Source organism: Oleiphilus sp. HI0086 (assembly GCF_001635225.1).
On the sequence record NZ_LWFZ01000452.1, the window covers coordinates 1 to 272 of the forward strand.

Annotated in this window: 1 protein-coding gene; it reads left to right on the plus strand. The window is 49.6% G+C overall.

Annotation, left to right across the window (positions count from 1 at the left end; genetic code table 11):
• Positions 1-272: GAF domain-containing protein (locus tag A3756_RS05590; protein WP_156490298.1), on the plus strand; the 272-nt coding region annotated here is incomplete at both ends.

Below are 272 nucleotides of genomic sequence, written 5' to 3' on the forward strand. Positions count from 1 at the left end.
TCGCGTTCAGGAGGCTATGAGTACGGAAGTATGTTCCATCTATCTTCTTGATCCGGCAGAAAATCGTTATGTCTTGCGTGCCTCTCGTGGCTTGCGGGAAGATGCGATCGGGAACGTGAGCTTGGGTTATTCAGAGGGTCTGGTTGGTTTGGTTGGTGTTAGGGAAGAGCCGATAAACCTCGAAGATGCCCAGCAGCATGAACGCTACCGCTATTTGCCTGAAACGGGAGAAGAGCGTTTTACAAGCTTTCTTGGTGTTCCAATCATTCATC